The sequence below is a fragment of the Streptomyces poriticola genome (genome assembly GCF_036689765.1).
GTDB lineage: Bacteria > Actinomycetota > Actinomycetes > Streptomycetales > Streptomycetaceae > Streptomyces > Streptomyces poriticola.
Map to the genome: position 1 here is coordinate 17,033 of NZ_JBAGKH010000029.1, position 14,701 is coordinate 31,733.

At 73.1% G+C, this 14,701-nt stretch carries 13 protein-coding genes; 7 read left to right on the top strand and 6 right to left on the bottom strand.

Annotated elements, in window-relative coordinates:
- Nucleotides 1-75 precede the first annotated feature (75 nt).
- The 4 genes from V5O46_RS26245 to miaA form a co-directional block, all read right to left on the bottom strand.
- The gene (locus tag V5O46_RS26245) at nucleotides 76-2,313 is read right to left on the bottom strand and encodes a RelA/SpoT family protein (RefSeq protein ID WP_332887179.1); all 2,238 of its coding nucleotides are present in this window, start codon (nucleotides 2,311-2,313) and stop codon (nucleotides 76-78) included.
- A 169-nt stretch (nucleotides 2,314-2,482) separates the two neighbouring features.
- Complete coding sequence (gene dapF, locus V5O46_RS26250; RefSeq protein WP_332887180.1) at nucleotides 2,483-3,415, bottom strand: diaminopimelate epimerase; 933 nt, start codon at nucleotides 3,413-3,415, stop codon at nucleotides 2,483-2,485.
- 76 nt (nucleotides 3,416-3,491) lie between these two features.
- Nucleotides 3,492-3,974: a hypothetical protein gene (locus V5O46_RS26255; RefSeq protein WP_332887227.1), complete on the bottom strand. Its 483-nt coding sequence runs from the start codon at nucleotides 3,972-3,974 to the stop codon at nucleotides 3,492-3,494.
- 108 nt (nucleotides 3,975-4,082) lie between these two features.
- Nucleotides 4,083-5,021: a tRNA (adenosine(37)-N6)-dimethylallyltransferase MiaA gene (miaA, locus tag V5O46_RS26260; protein ID WP_332887181.1), complete on the bottom strand. Its 939-nt coding sequence runs from the start codon at nucleotides 5,019-5,021 to the stop codon at nucleotides 4,083-4,085.
- 183 nt (nucleotides 5,022-5,204) lie between these two features.
- On the opposite strand from miaA, the gene V5O46_RS26265 reads away from it, so the two are divergent.
- Nucleotides 5,205-5,489 (top strand): hypothetical protein, encoded by a 285-nt coding sequence (locus tag V5O46_RS26265; RefSeq protein WP_332887182.1) that lies wholly within the window; start codon nucleotides 5,205-5,207, stop codon nucleotides 5,487-5,489.
- 23 nt (nucleotides 5,490-5,512) lie between these two features.
- Complete coding sequence (locus V5O46_RS26270; protein ID WP_332887183.1) at nucleotides 5,513-5,797, top strand: antitoxin; 285 nt, start codon at nucleotides 5,513-5,515, stop codon at nucleotides 5,795-5,797.
- 697 nt (nucleotides 5,798-6,494) lie between these two features.
- Here the strand turns inward: V5O46_RS26270 and V5O46_RS26275 are convergent.
- Both V5O46_RS26275 and miaB read right to left on the bottom strand, forming a co-directional pair.
- On the bottom strand, nucleotides 6,495-7,211 hold the full coding sequence (locus tag V5O46_RS26275; protein ID WP_332887184.1) for a class III extradiol dioxygenase subunit B-like domain-containing protein: 717 nt from the start codon (nucleotides 7,209-7,211) through the stop codon (nucleotides 6,495-6,497).
- A gap of 126 nt (nucleotides 7,212-7,337) precedes the next feature.
- Complete coding sequence (gene miaB / locus V5O46_RS26280; protein WP_332887185.1) at nucleotides 7,338-8,867, bottom strand: tRNA (N6-isopentenyl adenosine(37)-C2)-methylthiotransferase MiaB; 1,530 nt, start codon at nucleotides 8,865-8,867, stop codon at nucleotides 7,338-7,340.
- Between the two features lie 635 nt (nucleotides 8,868-9,502).
- Between miaB and V5O46_RS26285 the strand changes: the two genes are divergently transcribed.
- The 5 genes from V5O46_RS26285 (at nucleotide 9,503) to V5O46_RS26305 (ending at nucleotide 14,418) form a co-directional block, all read left to right on the top strand.
- Complete coding sequence (locus V5O46_RS26285; RefSeq protein WP_332887186.1) at nucleotides 9,503-10,342, top strand: SGNH/GDSL hydrolase family protein; 840 nt, start codon at nucleotides 9,503-9,505, stop codon at nucleotides 10,340-10,342.
- 54 nt (nucleotides 10,343-10,396) lie between these two features.
- On the top strand, nucleotides 10,397-11,635 hold the full coding sequence (locus tag V5O46_RS26290) for an acyltransferase family protein (protein WP_332887187.1): 1,239 nt from the start codon (nucleotides 10,397-10,399) through the stop codon (nucleotides 11,633-11,635).
- 88 nt (nucleotides 11,636-11,723) lie between these two features.
- Nucleotides 11,724-12,416: a response regulator transcription factor gene (locus V5O46_RS26295; protein WP_332887188.1), complete on the top strand. Its 693-nt coding sequence runs from the start codon at nucleotides 11,724-11,726 to the stop codon at nucleotides 12,414-12,416.
- Nucleotides 12,413-13,864: a sensor histidine kinase gene (locus V5O46_RS26300; RefSeq protein WP_332887189.1), complete on the top strand. Its 1,452-nt coding sequence runs from the start codon at nucleotides 12,413-12,415 to the stop codon at nucleotides 13,862-13,864. Before V5O46_RS26295 ends, V5O46_RS26300 begins: the two co-directional genes overlap by 4 nt.
- Nucleotides 13,861-14,418 (top strand): hypothetical protein, encoded by a 558-nt coding sequence (locus V5O46_RS26305; RefSeq protein ID WP_332887190.1) that lies wholly within the window; start codon nucleotides 13,861-13,863, stop codon nucleotides 14,416-14,418. Before V5O46_RS26300 ends, V5O46_RS26305 begins: the two co-directional genes overlap by 4 nt.
- Nucleotides 14,419-14,701: the final 283 nt, after the last annotated feature.

A 14,701-nucleotide genomic window follows, 5' to 3' on the forward strand; every position in this document is an offset into this window, starting at 1 on the left:
CGACGCGCGCCGGGCGCACCCGAACGGGTCCCGCCGGCCGGCCGCGCGTCTGCGGCATGATCCGCCGCACCGGTTCTAGGCGCGGTTCACGTCGTACACGCCGGCCACGTTGCGCATGGCGCGCATGAGGGCGGGCAGGTGGGCGGAGTCCGGGAGCTGGACGGTGTACGTGTGGCGGACGCGCTGGCGGTCCGGGGGCTCGACGGTGGCGGATACGATCTCGGCGCCCTCCAGTGCCATGGCCTCGGTGAGGTCGGCGAGGAGATGGGGGCGGACGAACGACTCGGCGAGCAGCGTGACCCGGCACTCGGCGGTGTCCCCCCAGCCCACGCCGACCTCCGCGCGCCCCGTGCTCCGCATTCGCGCCACCACGGCGCACTCGGTGCGGTGCACGGTCACCACTCCTCCGCGCACGGTGAAGCCGGTGATCTCGTCGGGCGGAACAGGGGTGCAGCAGCCGGCGAGTCGTACGGGGGCGCCGGGCCGGTCGACGCGGACGTCCGGGGCGGCGGGCCGGGCGGCGCGGACCTCGGGGGCCGTGGGCCGGGCGGTGGCCCCTTCGGGCGGGCGGGGCACGGCCGGTGTTTCGGCACGGGTGCGGGCGCCGGGCGCCGGGGGCGGGTGCGGGGCGCCGTCCTGCGCGCCCGGGTGCGGGCCGGTGGGCGCGGGGTCGGCGGGCGCGGGGTCGGCGGGGTGGGCGGCGAGCCGGCGCTGGATGGCGATCCGGGCGCCGGGTGTGTGCGCATGCTCGAGCCACTCCCGGGAGGGCTCGGCGGCGGGGTCCTGCCCCATGAGCAGCTGCACGCTGTCGCCGTCCCGCAGTACGGTGCTCAGCGTCGCCAGGCGGCTGTTGACCCGCGCCCCGATACAGGCGTGCGCGTCCTCGCCGTACTGCGCATAGGCCGCGTCCACGCAGGTCGCGCCCTCGGGCAGGCCGAGTGTGCCGCCGTCGGGCCGGTAGACGGTGATCTCACGGTCCTGGGCGAGGTCCTCGCGCAGTGTGGACCAGAACGTGTCGGGGTCGGGTGCGGACTGCTGCCAGTCGAGGAGCCGGGAGAGCCAGCCGGGACGGGTCGGGTCGGCGCGCTCCCCGTCCCCCGGGTGCTGCTCCTCCGACGGGGCTGCGTAGGGGTTGCCGAGGGCGACGACGCCGGCCTCGGCGACCTGGTGCATCTGGTGGGTGCGGATGAGGACTTCGACGACCTGGCCGTCGTCCTTGCGGGCGACGGCCGTGTGCAGGGACTGGTAGAGGTTGAACTTGGGGACCGCGATGAAGTCCTTGAACTCCGAGACCACCGGCGTCAGGCAGGTGTGCAGCTCGCCCAGCACGGCGTAGCAGTCGGCGTCCTCGTGGACCAGGACCAGCAGCCGGCCGAAGTCGGCGCCGCGCAGCCGGCCGCGCTTGCGGGCCACGCGGTGCACGGAGACCACGTGGCGGGGCCGGATGAGCACGTCCGCGGTGATGTCGGCCTCGCGCAGCACTCTGCGGACGTCCTCGGCGGCGTCGGCCAGCGGGTCGGTCCCGGCGGCGGCGTTCCCGGCGATCATTTCCCGGGTCTCGGCGTGCTCCTCGGGGTGCAGGACCGCGAAGACGAGGTCCTCCAGTTCGGTCTTGAGCGCCTGGACGCCGAGCCGTTCGGCGAGCGGGATGAGCACGTCCCGGGTCACCCTGGCGATGCGCTCCTGTTTCTCGCGGCGCATGACGCCGAGGGTGCGCATGTTGTGCAGCCGGTCGGCGAGTTTGATCGACATCACCCGGACGTCGTTGCCGGTGGCGACGAGCATCTTGCGGAAGGTCTCGGGTTCGGCGGCGGCGCCGTAGTCGACCTTCTCCAGTTTGGTGACGCCGTCGACCAGGTAGCGGACCTCCTCGCCGAACTGGTCACGGACCTGGTCCAGCGTCACCTCGGTGTCCTCGACGGTGTCGTGGAGGAGAGAGGCGGTCAGGGTCGTGGTCTCCGCGCCGAGTTCGGCGAGGATGAGGGTGACGGCGAGCGGGTGGGTGATGTACGGCTCGCCGCTCTTGCGCATCTGGCCGCGGTGCGAGGATTCGGCCAGCAGATAGGCGCGGCGCAGCGGGTCGAGGTCGGCGTCGGGGTGGTGGGCGCGGTGGGCCTCGACGACATGGCCGATGGCGGCGGGCAGCCGGTCGCGGGCGGCGGGTCCGAGCAGTGCGGCGCGGCCCAGCCGCCGCAGGTCGAGCCGGGAGCGGGCCTTTCTGCGGGGCGCCGGGGGTGCGGCGGGGTCGGTGCCGGCGACGGCCCCGGGGGGCATCGGGACCGGACTCGCGGAATTCGTCGCCTCCGCGTTCATGGGCACCTCCGGCTGCGTGGACCGGCGGACGGGGCGCCCCAGGGCTGACACGGCTCAGGGGACGGCGTCGGTCCCCCGTCCGGGCCGGTGCTTGATGCTATCGAGCCCATCACGTGCCGCTGACCGCCTCTCGCCGAGCGTGAAACGGATCACCCATTCGAGCGAAGGTTCACTGGTTTACGTTTTCGACCGGGGTGTCGGCGGCCGGTGCGACCGTCTCCAGCCACTCCGGACGGATCTCCCCCTCGGCGACGATCACCGCGGGGCCGGTCATCTCGATCTCGCCGTCGGGCCGCTCGGTGATCACCAGCGTCCCTCCGGGCACGTCCACGGTGTACGTCACCGGGGTGCCGGTGACGGCCGGGTCTGCGCCGTCCCGCCGGGCCGCGGCGACGGCCACGGCGCAGGCGCCGGTCCCGCACGAGCGGGTCTCGCCGGAGCCGCGCTCGTGCACCCGCATGGCGACGTGCCGGGGGCCGCGGTCGACCACGAACTCGATGTTCACCCCGTCCGGGTAGGCCGTGGCCGGTCCGAACGCGGGCCGCGAGTACAAGTCTCCGGCGTGGGCCAGGTCGGCGACGAAGGCGACCGCGTGCGGGTTGCCCATGTTCACGTTCCGCGCGGGCCAGTTGCGCTCGCCGACGCCGACCGTGACCTCCCCTTCGGGGAGTCCGGCCCGGCCCATGCCGACGGTGACGTCGCCCGCGGCGGAGCCGCTGCCGGGCCCGGCCTTGGCGATGTGCACGGTCTTCACGCCGCCGCGCGTGGCGACGGCGAGATCGCCCTCGGTGACATGACCGGCGTGCTGGAGATAGCGGGCGAAGACGCGGACGCCGTTGCCGCACATCTCCGCGACGGAGCCGTCGGCGTTGCGGTAGTCCATGAACCACTCCGCGTCGCCCGCCATGTCCCGGGCCTCCGGGTGGGCGGCGGACCGCACGACATGCAGCAGTCCGTCGCCTCCGATGCCGGCGCGGCGGTCGCACAGGGCGGCGACGACGGCCGGGGGCAGATCGAGGGCGTTGTCCGGGTCCGGGATGATCACGAAGTCGTTCTCGGTGCCGTGCCCCTTGAGGAAGGCGATCCGCGTGCGCGTGCTCATTCCTCGATCGTACGGCGTCCCGCCGACAGCCAGGGCCCGGTGCCTGCCCATCGCCGGGAAGCGTCCGGCGCCGGGGTCAGCCGCGCAGCCGGGCGACTCTCCAGACGGCGAGGGCGACCACGGCCGCGACCACGACCACGTACAGGAGGATCACCCGCCAGTCGGGGCGACGGTCGGAGCCCCGCTGGGGCAGGCCCGGCCAGGCGTAGCCCACGCGGCGGGCGGCCATCATGCCCCAGCCCGCGGCGCACGAGCAGATCAGCAGGCCCAGCATCGCGATCACGGCGCCGCTGTCGCCGAAGTCGAAGGCGAGCGGGAAGGCGAACATCAGCGAGCCGACCGCAGCAAGCGACACGATGGGGGCGAGCTGCCAGATCCGCAGCCGCCGCTGCGGGCGCAGCTCGACCTCGTCGACCTCGCCGCCGCCCGCGTACATCTCCTCGGACTCGGGCGCGTCCGGCCCGTCCGGGCTCAGCCCGGTCTCGTCCGGCTGCGGTTCCCCGCCGTCGGCGGTGACGTGCTCGGTGCTCGCTGCGGTGTCGCGAGGGCCGGCCTCCATCGCCACGCGCCCTCCCAACTTGGACTCCACTTGGTCGATCGAAGCTTGATGATGGCACGGCGCCGGAGGCCGCGATGACGGCCGGAGCGTCCCGATGCCATGACGTGATCAGGCTGTAACCGGTCGTTCGACCAACGACAGAGCCAGCCGCGGAAGTTCCGTGAGATCCGTCTCGGCCCCACTCAACCAGTGCACCCGTGGATCGCGCCTGAACCATGAATCCTGACGGCGCGCGAAGCGTTTGGTGGCACGCACGGTCTCGTCCCGGGCCTCCTGGAGCGTGCATTCGCCGGCGAGTGCCGCGAGCACCTGCTGGTAGCCCAGCGCGCGCGACGCCGTACGCCCCTCGCGCAAGCCCTGCGCCTGCAGTGCGCGCACTTCCTCCACCAGACCGGCCTCCCACATCCGGTCGACCCGGCGCGCGATCCGGTCGTCCAGCTCGGGTCGGGAGACGTCGACGCCGATCTGGAGGGTGTCGTACACGGAGTCGTGCCCGGGGAGGTTGGCGGTGAAGGGCCGCCCGGTGATCTCGATCACTTCGAGCGCCCGGACGATCCGGCGGCCGTTGCTGGGCAGGATGGCCCGCCCCGCCTCCGGGTCGGCGGCGGCGAGGCGCGCGTGCAGCGCCCCGGAGCCGCGCAGCGTGAGCTCCTCCTCGAGCCGGGCCCGGACCTCGGGGTCGGTGCCGGGGAACTCCAGGTTGTCGACGGCTCCGCGGACATAGAGCCCCGAGCCGCCCACCAGGATCGGCCAGCGTCCGGCGGCCAGCAGCGCGTCGATCTTCGCCCGGGCCAGGCGCTGGTACTCGGCGACGGAGGCGGTGACGGTCACGTCCCAGATGTCCAGCAGATGATGCGGGACCCCGCCGCGCTCCTCGGGCGTCAGCTTGGCGGTGCCGATGTCCATCCCCCGGTACAGCTGCATGGAATCGGCGTTGACGATCTCGCCGCCGAGCTGCTGAGCCAGACAGACTCCCAGATCGGACTTTCCGGCCGCGGTGGGGCCGACGACGGCGATGACTCGGGGTTCGGGGGCTGCGCTGCTCACCGCACCAGTCTCGCAAACCTCGCGGCGTGCGCTCGAACGAGTTACGTGACGGCGCGGGGGCGGGGTCGTTGCCCGTTGCGAGGTTTCCGCCTGCGCAGACCGAGGCGGTGTGCCCGGGGTGGCGCAATCGGACGCACCGGGCAACGCGGGAATTCGCCCGCACGAGTACCGTATGGAGTTGATATGGGCGTTTTTGCACGGCTTCTTCGGAGGTCGAAGGCCACGGAGGAGGCACCGGCCGCCGAGGAGCGGACCGGCGCGCCGGCTCCCGAGTCCACGCCGGAGGACTCGGCCGGGGCCAAGGATCCGGAGGACACCGGCGGTGCGGAGGCTGCGCAGAAGGCGGAGCCGGAGCAGCCTGCCGGGGCCGCGGAGACCGAGACCGAGGGCGACGGCGTCGGGATCCCCAAGCAGCAGTCCGCCGGGGCGGCCGTCGACAGCGCGGCCGGTGAGGGCGCCCGCTCGTAACCACCCGCGAGGGAAGGTGAACCATGGGTCTCGTGAACAACTTGAAGGCCAAGCTGGGCCCCGCGAAGGGCAAGGTCTCGGGCCTCGCGCGAGAGCACGGGGACAAGATCGACCGTGGTCTCGACAAGATGGCCAAGACCGTCGACCAGAAGACCAAGGGCAAGTACAGCGACCGGATCCAGTCCGGTACGGGCAAGGCCAAGGACGCCATGGACCGCCTCGCGCACAAGGACGACCGCTCCGGTGATCAGGGCGGCGAGGGCACACCGGGTACGACAACGCCGGGCAGCCCGCCGCCGGCCTCCTGACCGGAGCGGCCATCCGGCGCGGGTGGTGACGCACCTGCCCGACGGCTACGGCGGACGGCCGGGGAGAGCACGCCCCGGCCGTCCGCCGTCGGCGTGTGCGTATCCGCGTATCCGTGTATCCGCGTATCCGCGCGTCCTGGTATCCGGGTGTCCGCGTATCGGTGCGGGGTGGTGCGTTCCGCCCCGCTGGACGTACGGCCCGGGCGGCTGCCGTGCGCCGGAGCCGGAGGACCGCTGCCCGACGCCGGGGGCCGGCCCACGCTCGTACGGATGCGGCCGGCCCACGCTCGTACGGATGCGGCCGGCCCACGCTCGTACGGAGGGGGCCGCCCCGCACGACGCAACAGGACGGGGCCGCCTCACGACCGTGGCCCGCGCGACTCCCCGTACGAGCGGTGCCCCCGGCCGGACGCGCTATGAGCGAGGGCTCCACCGTGTTGAGGGCTGCACCGTACGAGCCCACGGGCAGGAGCCACGCCCGAAGCGCCCATCAGCAAGGACCACGCCGCACCCACACACGAGCAGAAACCACGCCCGAAGAGCCCGCGAACACGGGCCACGCGGGACGCGCGCGCGAGCGGGGACACGGACGAGTGCAGGGGCTGGAGCCGGGCCCTTTGTGCCTGTGCCGTCGCGTGCCCGGGCCGTGCAGGAGCCCTTTGCCCGGCACGCGTGCCGCGGACCGGGGGGCCGTCGTCTACGACCAGGTGGCCACCATGTAACCCACCCCATAGGGGGCGTCCTCGTACAGCAGGGCTCCGTCGCGTGCGGTCCCCCCGGCCGACGCGCCCGCGAGGACCTGCCAGGGCGCCCGTCCCGTCACCTTCAGCTCTCGCGCCAGGTCGGCGTCCAGCGCCTCGAGGGCGCGTGCGTCGGCCGTCCCCAGGGCCTGCGCGGCACCGGCGTCGAAGGCCGCGGCCCGCTCGTCGAGGTAGCCGGGCGCCTTCAGCGTGCGGCACGCGCTGCCGTCGCCCAGTACCAGCAGCGCCACCCGGTCGGCCCGGGTGGCGAGGTCCCTTCCGAGGCCGGCGCAGCGCTCCGGCGAGGCCTCCTCGCCCACGGCCAGCCCTTCGAGCGGGGCGTCGGCCCAGCCGGTGCGCTCCAGCAGCCAGGCGCCCACCGCGAGGCCGTACGGCAGGGCCGGTCCGGCGCCGGTGCCCCGGTCCGCGCCCAGCCGGACGTCCAGGTCCACGCCGAAACCGTGGAACGAGCCCCGGGTGCCCTCCGGGAACGGCTCGGGGCCGCTCCCGTTCCCGGGGCCGACGACCACGAGCCGGTCGGGCCGGGCGGCGGCGAGCACGCCGAGCGCGTCCGTGCACGCGGCGCGCGCGGCGGCCAGTTCGGGTGCGGCGCCCGCGGCGACCTCGGCCACAAGGAGGGGCGGGCAGGGGCAGACTGCGGCGGCGACGAGCATGATCGGCAGCGTAACCCCGAACGGCCACCGACCGGCACCGGCACCGGTTGGGCGGCCCGGCGCTCACCGGACCGGCCGCCCGCCCATCGCCCACCGGGTTCTGGGCGCCGGTCCCGACGGGCCGCGTCAGTCGCAGCCGCAGCCGCTCGCCGCGGCCACCGGGACCGGCTCGGGGGCGCCGATCTTCGGCAGTCCCAGCATCACGCCGGCAGGCTTCGCCTGCTCGGTCGCGTTGCGCTTCTCCCAGGCGTCGCCCGCGCGCGTGCGACGCACCTCCAGCACCTCTCCCTCGGCGAGGAGGTGGTGCGGGGCGGCATAGGTGACCTCGACCGTCACCACGTCACCGGGGCGGACCTCCTGCTCCGGCTTGGTGAAGTGCACCAGACGGTTGTCCGGGGCACGGCCGGACAGCCGGTGGGTGGTGCCGTCCTTGCGGCCCTCGCCCTCGGCGACCATCAGCTCCAGCGTGCGGCCGACCTGCTGCTTGTTCTCCTCCCAGGAGATCTCCTCCTGGAGGGCGACCAGCCGCTCGTAGCGCTCCTGGACGACCGCCTTGGGGATCTGGCCGTCCAACTCCGCGGCCGGGGTGCCGGGCCGCTTGGAGTACTGGAAGGTGAACGCCTGGGCGAAACGGGCCTCGCGGACCACGTGGAGGGTCTGCTCGAAGTCCTCCTCGGTCTCACCGGGGAAGCCGACGATGATGTCCGTGGTGATCGCCGCGTGCGGGATGGCGGCACGGACCTTCTCGATGATCCCCAGGTAGCGCTCCTGGCGGTAGGAGCGGCGCATCGCCTTCAGGACCGGGTCGGAGCCGGACTGCAGCGGCATGTGCAGCTGCGGCATCACGTTCGGTGTCTCGGCCATGGCGGAGATCACGTCGTCGGTGAAGTCCCGCGGATGCGGGGAGGTGAAGCGCACCCGCTCCAGCCCCTCGATCGTCCCGCAGGCACGCAGCAGCTTGCTGAACGCCTCGCGGTCGCCGATGTCGGAGCCGTAGGCGTTGACGTTCTGCCCGAGCAGGGTGATCTCCGAGACTCCCTCGGCGACCAGCGCCTCGACCTCGGCGAGGATGTCGCCGGGGCGGCGGTCCTTCTCCTTGCCGCGCAGCGCCGGGACGATGCAGAAGGTGCAGGTGTTGTTGCAGCCGACGGAGATGGAGACCCAGGCCGCGTACGCGCTCTCGCGCCGCGTCGGGAGCGTGGACGGGAACGCCTCCAGCGACTCCGCGATCTCGACCTGCGCCTCCTCCTGCACGCGGGCGCGCTCCAGCAGCACCGGCAGCTTTCCGATGTTGTGGGTGCCGAAGACGACGTCGACCCAGGGGGCGCGCTTGACGATGGTGTCGCGGTCCTTCTGCGCCAGGCAGCCGCCGACCGCGATCTGCATGCCGGGCCTGCTCGCCTTCTGCGGGGCGAGGTGGCCCAGGTTGCCGTACAGCTTGTTGTCGGCGTTCTCCCGGACCGCGCAGGTGTTGAAGACGACGACGTCGGCCGCGCCCTCGGCGCCCTCGGAGGCCCGGACGTACCCCGCGTCCTCCAGCAGGCCGGCCAACCGCTCGGAGTCGTGGACGTTCATCTGGCACCCGTAGGTGCGAATTTCATAGGTCCTGGATGATCGAACGTTCACTGCCGGGCTCCGGTCGCTGCTGCTGGTCATGGCTCAAGGGTAGGCGCTGGCTGCAGGACCCCGTCCCGTGCTCACCGCGGGGAGACCCTTGGCCGGCGATGAATCGCCGTGGGCCACGCGGTCTGCATCGAACGGCGACGGGGGTTTGTCCTGGTGGAGACGGTGAGGGCGCGCGGGTCCCGCAGGGCGCTGCACCACGATTCCTTCCTCTGGGCCGCCCGGCGCCGGCCTCCCGGGCCTGTGGCCCCGGTGCCGCCGGTCCGGAGCGCCCGCCGGAGCTGCACACGGCTTCTTCCAGCTCATGCGGGTCGGTTGCGTGCGGCTTTCCGGGCGGATGTCCACGCGGCCGAGGACATCCCTGCGGCCCTGGCGGCCCCATGCGCGGCAGCGTGTGATCGACGCGGGCCGTGCGGACGCGCGTCACCGGCGGTCGGCCGGGCCACGCCGGCCGGGTTCGGCGGCCGCGGGTCGACATTCCCGGCACCATGCCGTGCTCAGGGGCCCTGCCTGGCCTCCATGTCCCGGGCGGCGACTCATGCTCGATGTCCCGGGCGGCGACTCATGCTCGATGTCCCGGGGGGCGCCTCATGAGCGCTCGTTGCCCGGATGATGAGCAAACGATGACGGCGGCCGGTTCGGGGCCTCCGGGCTGTTGTGCTGAAGGCATGAACAGCGACAACAAGGTTCGTTTCGGTTCGGCGTACCGCCGCCCGTCCCGTCTCGCCCTCAGCGCCGTGGCCGCTGCCGCCGTGCTCGGCCTCACCTTGGTCGGCTGCGGCCGGCAGGAGCCCGGTGCCGGGGACGGGGACGGGGACGGGGACGGGAGCGGGGCGACTGCGAGCACCCGTACGAAGGTGCTGTGGCTGGGCGACTCCGTCGCGGGCGCCGAGGCCCCTGCCCTGGGCGCGGCGCTGAGGGCGAGCGGCGTGCGGTTCAAGGACGCGTCGTCCGACGGCGGCGGCACCATCGTCGACAGCGGCGAGAAGATCACGCAGATGATCTCCAGGGACACCTGGAAGCAGCTGGCCGAGCACGTCGAGGCGTTCGCCCCGACCGTGATCGCCTACCAGGTCACCACGTACGACTGGGGCAGCCGTGACCAGCAGCGCGCCGCCTACGAGAAGCTCGTCGCCACGGCCGAGGACGCCGGCGCCGAGGTCGTGTTCGTGGCAGCACCGCCCATCAAGATCGACGGGTTCTACAAAGAGCACGAGGCCCAGATGCGTACCGCTCCCGCAGCGGCCGAGAAGGTCGCCGGAGAACACGGCGGCACAGCTCTGTTCCTCGACTCCTCGCAGGTGTGGGGCACCGACGCCACGGCGGACAAGGCACAGCGCGCCCCGGACGGCATCCACAACTGCCAGCAGGGCGCAGCCGCCTTCGCCAAGTGGTTCACCGATGAGCTGGGCAAGCAGGAGGGCTTCACTCCGGCGCCCGTGGACGAGTGGGCCGACGGCGCGTGGACCGGTTCCGAACGGTACGGCATGCTCAAGTGCGAGGGCTGAGGGACGGGCGGCACGATGGTTCCCCCTCCCCCCGAGCCCCCCACGTCCGGGTCAGTGCGCCGTCGCAGGCCGAAGGGAGCGCAACGTGCAGCGCGCGCCGGCGAGGCGGGCCGTGCGCACATCGCCGCTCTCGACGGGCTGCGCGGCTTCGCGGTCGCAGCCGTGCTGCTCTTCCACGCCGGGCATCTGAGCGGCGGGTTCCTCGGGGTCGACCTGTTCTTCGTGCTCTCCGGGTTCCTGATCACCGGGCTGCTGCTCGGCGAGGACACGGCGGCGGGGCGGGCCGCCCGCGACCGGGTGGACCCGGTCGGCTTCTGGGTCCGCCGTGCTCGGCGCCTGCTGCCCGCCTTCGTCTGCGTGGTGGTCGTGACGGTGGCAACGACGTGGGCGTGGGGCACCTCGGCTCAACTGCGCTTCGCCCTCGCCGACTTGCCCTGGGTCGGGGCACAGGCGGTCAACTGGCACTACATCACCGAACGGATCGGCTACTGGAACGCCTCCGACACCCGGGTCTTCGCCCACCTGTGGAGCATCGGCGTGGAGTGGCAGTTCTACCTGGCCTGGCCGCTGGTGGTGGCCGTGGCGGCCCGAGGGCGGTTCGGCGAGCGGATCGTGGCCGGGCTCGCGGGGACGGGGGCCCTGGTCTCCCTCGCCCTGACCGTCTCGCTCGGGGCGGCCGTGGACACCACGCGCGCCTACGAGGGCACCGACACCCGCGCCGGCGCCCTGCTGCTCGGTGCGCTCGTGGCCACCGCACCGGTACGGAATCAGGCTCGTCGCGTCCCGCGCCGTGTGGCCGGCCTCGTGTGCCTGGCTGCGGCGTGCGGTCTCGCGGTGGCGTGGGCGGTGACCGACGGTGCGCACACGCCGCTGCTCTTCCAGGGCGGTCTGTTCCTGCACTCCCTGACGGCGGCCGTACTGGTCGTGCTGCTGGCTCAGGTGCCGGGCACCTGGGTGGCGCGGATGGTGGGCGGTCGCCTGCCGCGTGGCCTGGGCGGGCTGTCGTACGCCCTGTATCTGTGGCACTGGCCGGTCTACCTGCTGTTGCTGCCCCGGCTCTCCGGGCTCGGCGACTGGGGCGGGACCGCCGTCGCCGTCGGGGTGTCGCTGATCGCCGCGGCGCTGACGAAGCTGTTCGTCGAGGACCCGGTGCGGTTCCGGGCCGGATGGGCGCGTGGCGGGCGCGGCCCGATCGCCGTGGCCGCAGTGGCCCTTCTCGGTGCGGTGCTGTGGGCGACGGTGCCCGAACCGGTGCCGGGGGCGGGCACCGTCGACGTCGACCGGTTGCGGTGACCCGCGCAGGCCGGGCACGGGCCCGTAGAGTGGGCGCCCCGCCCCGACGCCGAACGACGCGTACGCACCGCCGGAAGGGACCCCGTACATGACCCGCGTCCTGTTGATCGAGGACGATCCGGCCGTGCGCCGCGGTGTCGTCCTGGGACTGACCCGCAACGGGCATGCCACCGAGGCAGTCGGCACCGGCGAGGACGGCATGGAGGCACTGGCCGCCTTCAAGCCCGACCTCGTGCTCCTCGACCTCATGCTGCCGGGCGTGAGCGGGCTGGAGGTGTGCCGCCACATCCGGGAGACCAGCCAGGTGCCCGTCGTGATTCTCTCCGCGCGAGGCGACGACATCGATGTCGTGATCGGCTTGGAGGCGGGCGCCGACGACTACGTCGTCAAGCCTGCCAGTGCCGCCCTCATCGAGGCCCGGATGCGCGCGGTGCTGCGCCGTGTGGCCCCGTCCCAGCCCGACACGGGCGCCGGGCGGACCAGGATGGGCGCTCTGGAGATCGACCGCGACGCGCTCATCGTCCGGAAGAACGGTGAGGAACTCACCCTCGCCCCCTCCGAGTTGAAGCTCCTGCTCTTCCTCAGCGCCGCCCCGGAGCGGACCTTCAGCCGCCAGCAGCTCCTGGAGGACATCTGGGAACACAGCTACTACGGGGACTTGCGCCTGGTCGACGCGTGCGTGATGCGGCTGCGCGCCAAGATCGAGGAGGACCAGCGCAAGCCCGTGTACGTCCAGACGGTGCGCGGCTTCGGCTACCGCTTCGGCCCGCTGCCCGCATGAAGGTCACGCTCCCACGCGGTCTGCGCCCGCGTCTGGTCGTCGCCTTCCTCCTCGTCGCCGCGCTCAGCGCGCTGATCACCGCCGCGCTCACCTTCCGCCAGGCCCGCGGCACGATCCTGGACCGCACCCAGAACAGCGCCGTCCGTGATCTGCGTCTCCAGGTCAGCTCACTGGCGCCCAATCTTCCGGCCGACCCCACCGACGACGACCTGCGCCTCTTCGCCCGCCAACTCGATCGCGCCGCGGGCTCGCGCGGCTGGCACACGGCCGTCTCCCGCGACGGCGGGCCACTCGTCGGCACCGCGGGCGGCGTCAGCGCCGCCCTGCGCGACGCGACGGCGAGGAACCACAGCACCGCCTTCTACGAGCGTGTGGCCCACGGCGACGGGCCCCGACTGCTCATCGCCATGCCGGTCAACTACACCGACCACGGCAAGGGGGCGGCCAGACCGTCGGGTCTCGTCGTCTACGCCGACCTCTCCCTGGACGGCGAACGGGCCGACATCTCCGCGCTGATCGCGGCGGCATGGGCGGGCGCCGTCCCCGCGCTGGCCTTCGCTGTCGTGCCCGCACTGTTCGCGGCCCGCCGGGTGCTGCGTCCCGCTCGACAACTGCGTTCGGCAGCCGAGAGGATCACTTCCGGTGCCCTGGACACCCGCCTGGACGTCGTCGGCAAGGACGAACTCGCGGCGCTGACCGTCACGTTCAACACCATGGCAGCCACGCTGGAGCGGGACGACGCCGAGCTGCGCCGCATGGAGGCGAACGCCCGCCGTTTCGCCGCCGACGTCTCGCACGAGCTGCGTACCCCGCTCGCCGCGATGGCCGCCGTCACCGATGCCCTCGACCAGGACGCCCGCTCCAGCAAGCTGCCTGTGGACACCGCCGAGGCCGTCCTCCTCATCAGCGACGAGACCCGCAAGCTCGTCGGCCTGGTCGAGGACCTCGTGGAGATCTCCCGCTTCGACGCGGGCGCGGCGATGCCGCACCTGGACGACGTCAGCCTGCACACCGTGATCCGCAAGACGCTCCAGCTGCGCGGTTGGCGCGAACCGGAGGAGGTCGTCACCGAGCTCCCGGACGACGACCTGCGCATCCGCATCGACGCGCGCCGCATCGATGTCGTCCTCGCCAACCTGATCGGCAACGCCCTGCGCCACGGCGCCGCACCTGTCACGACGCGGGCGACGTCCACGCAGCACTCCCTTGTGATCGAGGTCACCGACCGCGGCCCCGGCATCCCCGACGCCGTCCTGCCACACGTCTTCGACCGCTTCTACAAGGCGGACACCGCCCGCACCCGCTCGGCGGGCAGCGGCCTCGGCCTGGCCATCGCGAGGGAGAACGTCCGGCTGCACCGCGGAACCTTGACCGCCGCCAACCTCCCTGGCGGCGGGGCAGTGTTCACCATCACCCTCCCGTACGCCGCCCCAGAGGAGGACTGGTGACGAGGCGTGGACTCGCGTGCCTGGCCGCGCTGTCGGCGGCCGTGTCCGCCGGCTGCGGCATCGGTTCCACCGGGCCTGTCCAGGCCGGCGCCCCGGCCTCCGGTCTTCGGCAGCCCGGATTCGAGACCCACTACGCCCAGCTCTACTTCGTCAGCCCATACGGCCTCGAGTCCGTCGCCCGTGAAGTCGCGGCTCCCACCACTCCCCAGCAGGCACTCGACCAACTCCTGAAGGGCCCGGACCAGGCCGAACGCGCCCGCGGCCTGGTCAGCGAGGTGCCCCCGCTCCGTGGGAGGCTGACCGCGCAGGCCGCCGACGGCGCAGTGGATCTGCACCTCCCGGTGCGCGTGGCGGACATGACCGGGGGTGGCCTCGGCCTCAGCCAGATCATCTGCACCGTCGCCAATGCACGGGTGCCCGGCGGGAAGCAGCCCCCTGACGTCGACGTACGGGTCTATGAAGCGGGCTACGGGACGCCTTGGACCGTGCGCTGCAACGCAGCAGGCAGCGTCGTGCCCGTGCCCTCTGCTGACGACGCATCGCCCGGAGCCTGAGGGGCTTCTCCCACGCCCGCATCCTGCGTGGGTATGCCGTGTGCGCGCTCGTGCGCACGGGTGAGGAATCCCTGGGACCAGCCGTGGCGGACCAGCCGTAGCTCCTGGGTCCGTGAACGTCCGCGGCGGGGATCCGGTCCCCCCTGCCGGTCATGCCCTCCAGGGTGGGCGGTCCGGCGAGTGCCCCGGGGGGGGCGGCCGAGTGCCCCGTGGGGGGCCGGCCGAGTGCCCCGTGGGGGGCGCCGAGTGCCCCGTGGGGAGCCAGCAGGTGACCCGTATGAGT

What these genes read in the sequence shown, in the direction of transcription:
- V5O46_RS26245 (WP_332887179.1), bottom strand. Translation starts at nt 2,313, where the DNA reads ATGAACGCGGAGGCGACGAATTCCGCGAGTCCGGTCCCGATGCCCCCC.
- dapF (WP_332887180.1), bottom strand. Translation starts at nt 3,415, where the DNA reads ATGAGCACGCGCACGCGGATCGCCTTCCTCAAGGGGCACGGCACCGAG.
- V5O46_RS26255 (WP_332887227.1), bottom strand. Translation starts at nt 3,974, where the DNA reads ATGGAGGCCGGCCCTCGCGACACCGCAGCGAGCACCGAGCACGTCACC.
- V5O46_RS26265 (WP_332887182.1), top strand. Translation starts at nt 5,205, where the DNA reads ATGGGCGTTTTTGCACGGCTTCTTCGGAGGTCGAAGGCCACGGAGGAG.
- V5O46_RS26270 (WP_332887183.1), top strand. Translation starts at nt 5,513, where the DNA reads ATGGGTCTCGTGAACAACTTGAAGGCCAAGCTGGGCCCCGCGAAGGGC.
- V5O46_RS26275 (WP_332887184.1), bottom strand. Translation starts at nt 7,211, where the DNA reads ATGCTCGTCGCCGCCGCAGTCTGCCCCTGCCCGCCCCTCCTTGTGGCC.
- miaB (WP_332887185.1), bottom strand. Translation starts at nt 8,867, where the DNA reads ATGACCAGCAGCAGCGACCGGAGCCCGGCAGTGAACGTTCGATCATCC.
- V5O46_RS26285 (WP_332887186.1), top strand. Translation starts at nt 9,503, where the DNA reads ATGAACAGCGACAACAAGGTTCGTTTCGGTTCGGCGTACCGCCGCCCG.
- V5O46_RS26295 (WP_332887188.1), top strand. Translation starts at nt 11,724, where the DNA reads ATGACCCGCGTCCTGTTGATCGAGGACGATCCGGCCGTGCGCCGCGGT.
- V5O46_RS26300 (WP_332887189.1), top strand. Translation starts at nt 12,413, where the DNA reads ATGAAGGTCACGCTCCCACGCGGTCTGCGCCCGCGTCTGGTCGTCGCC.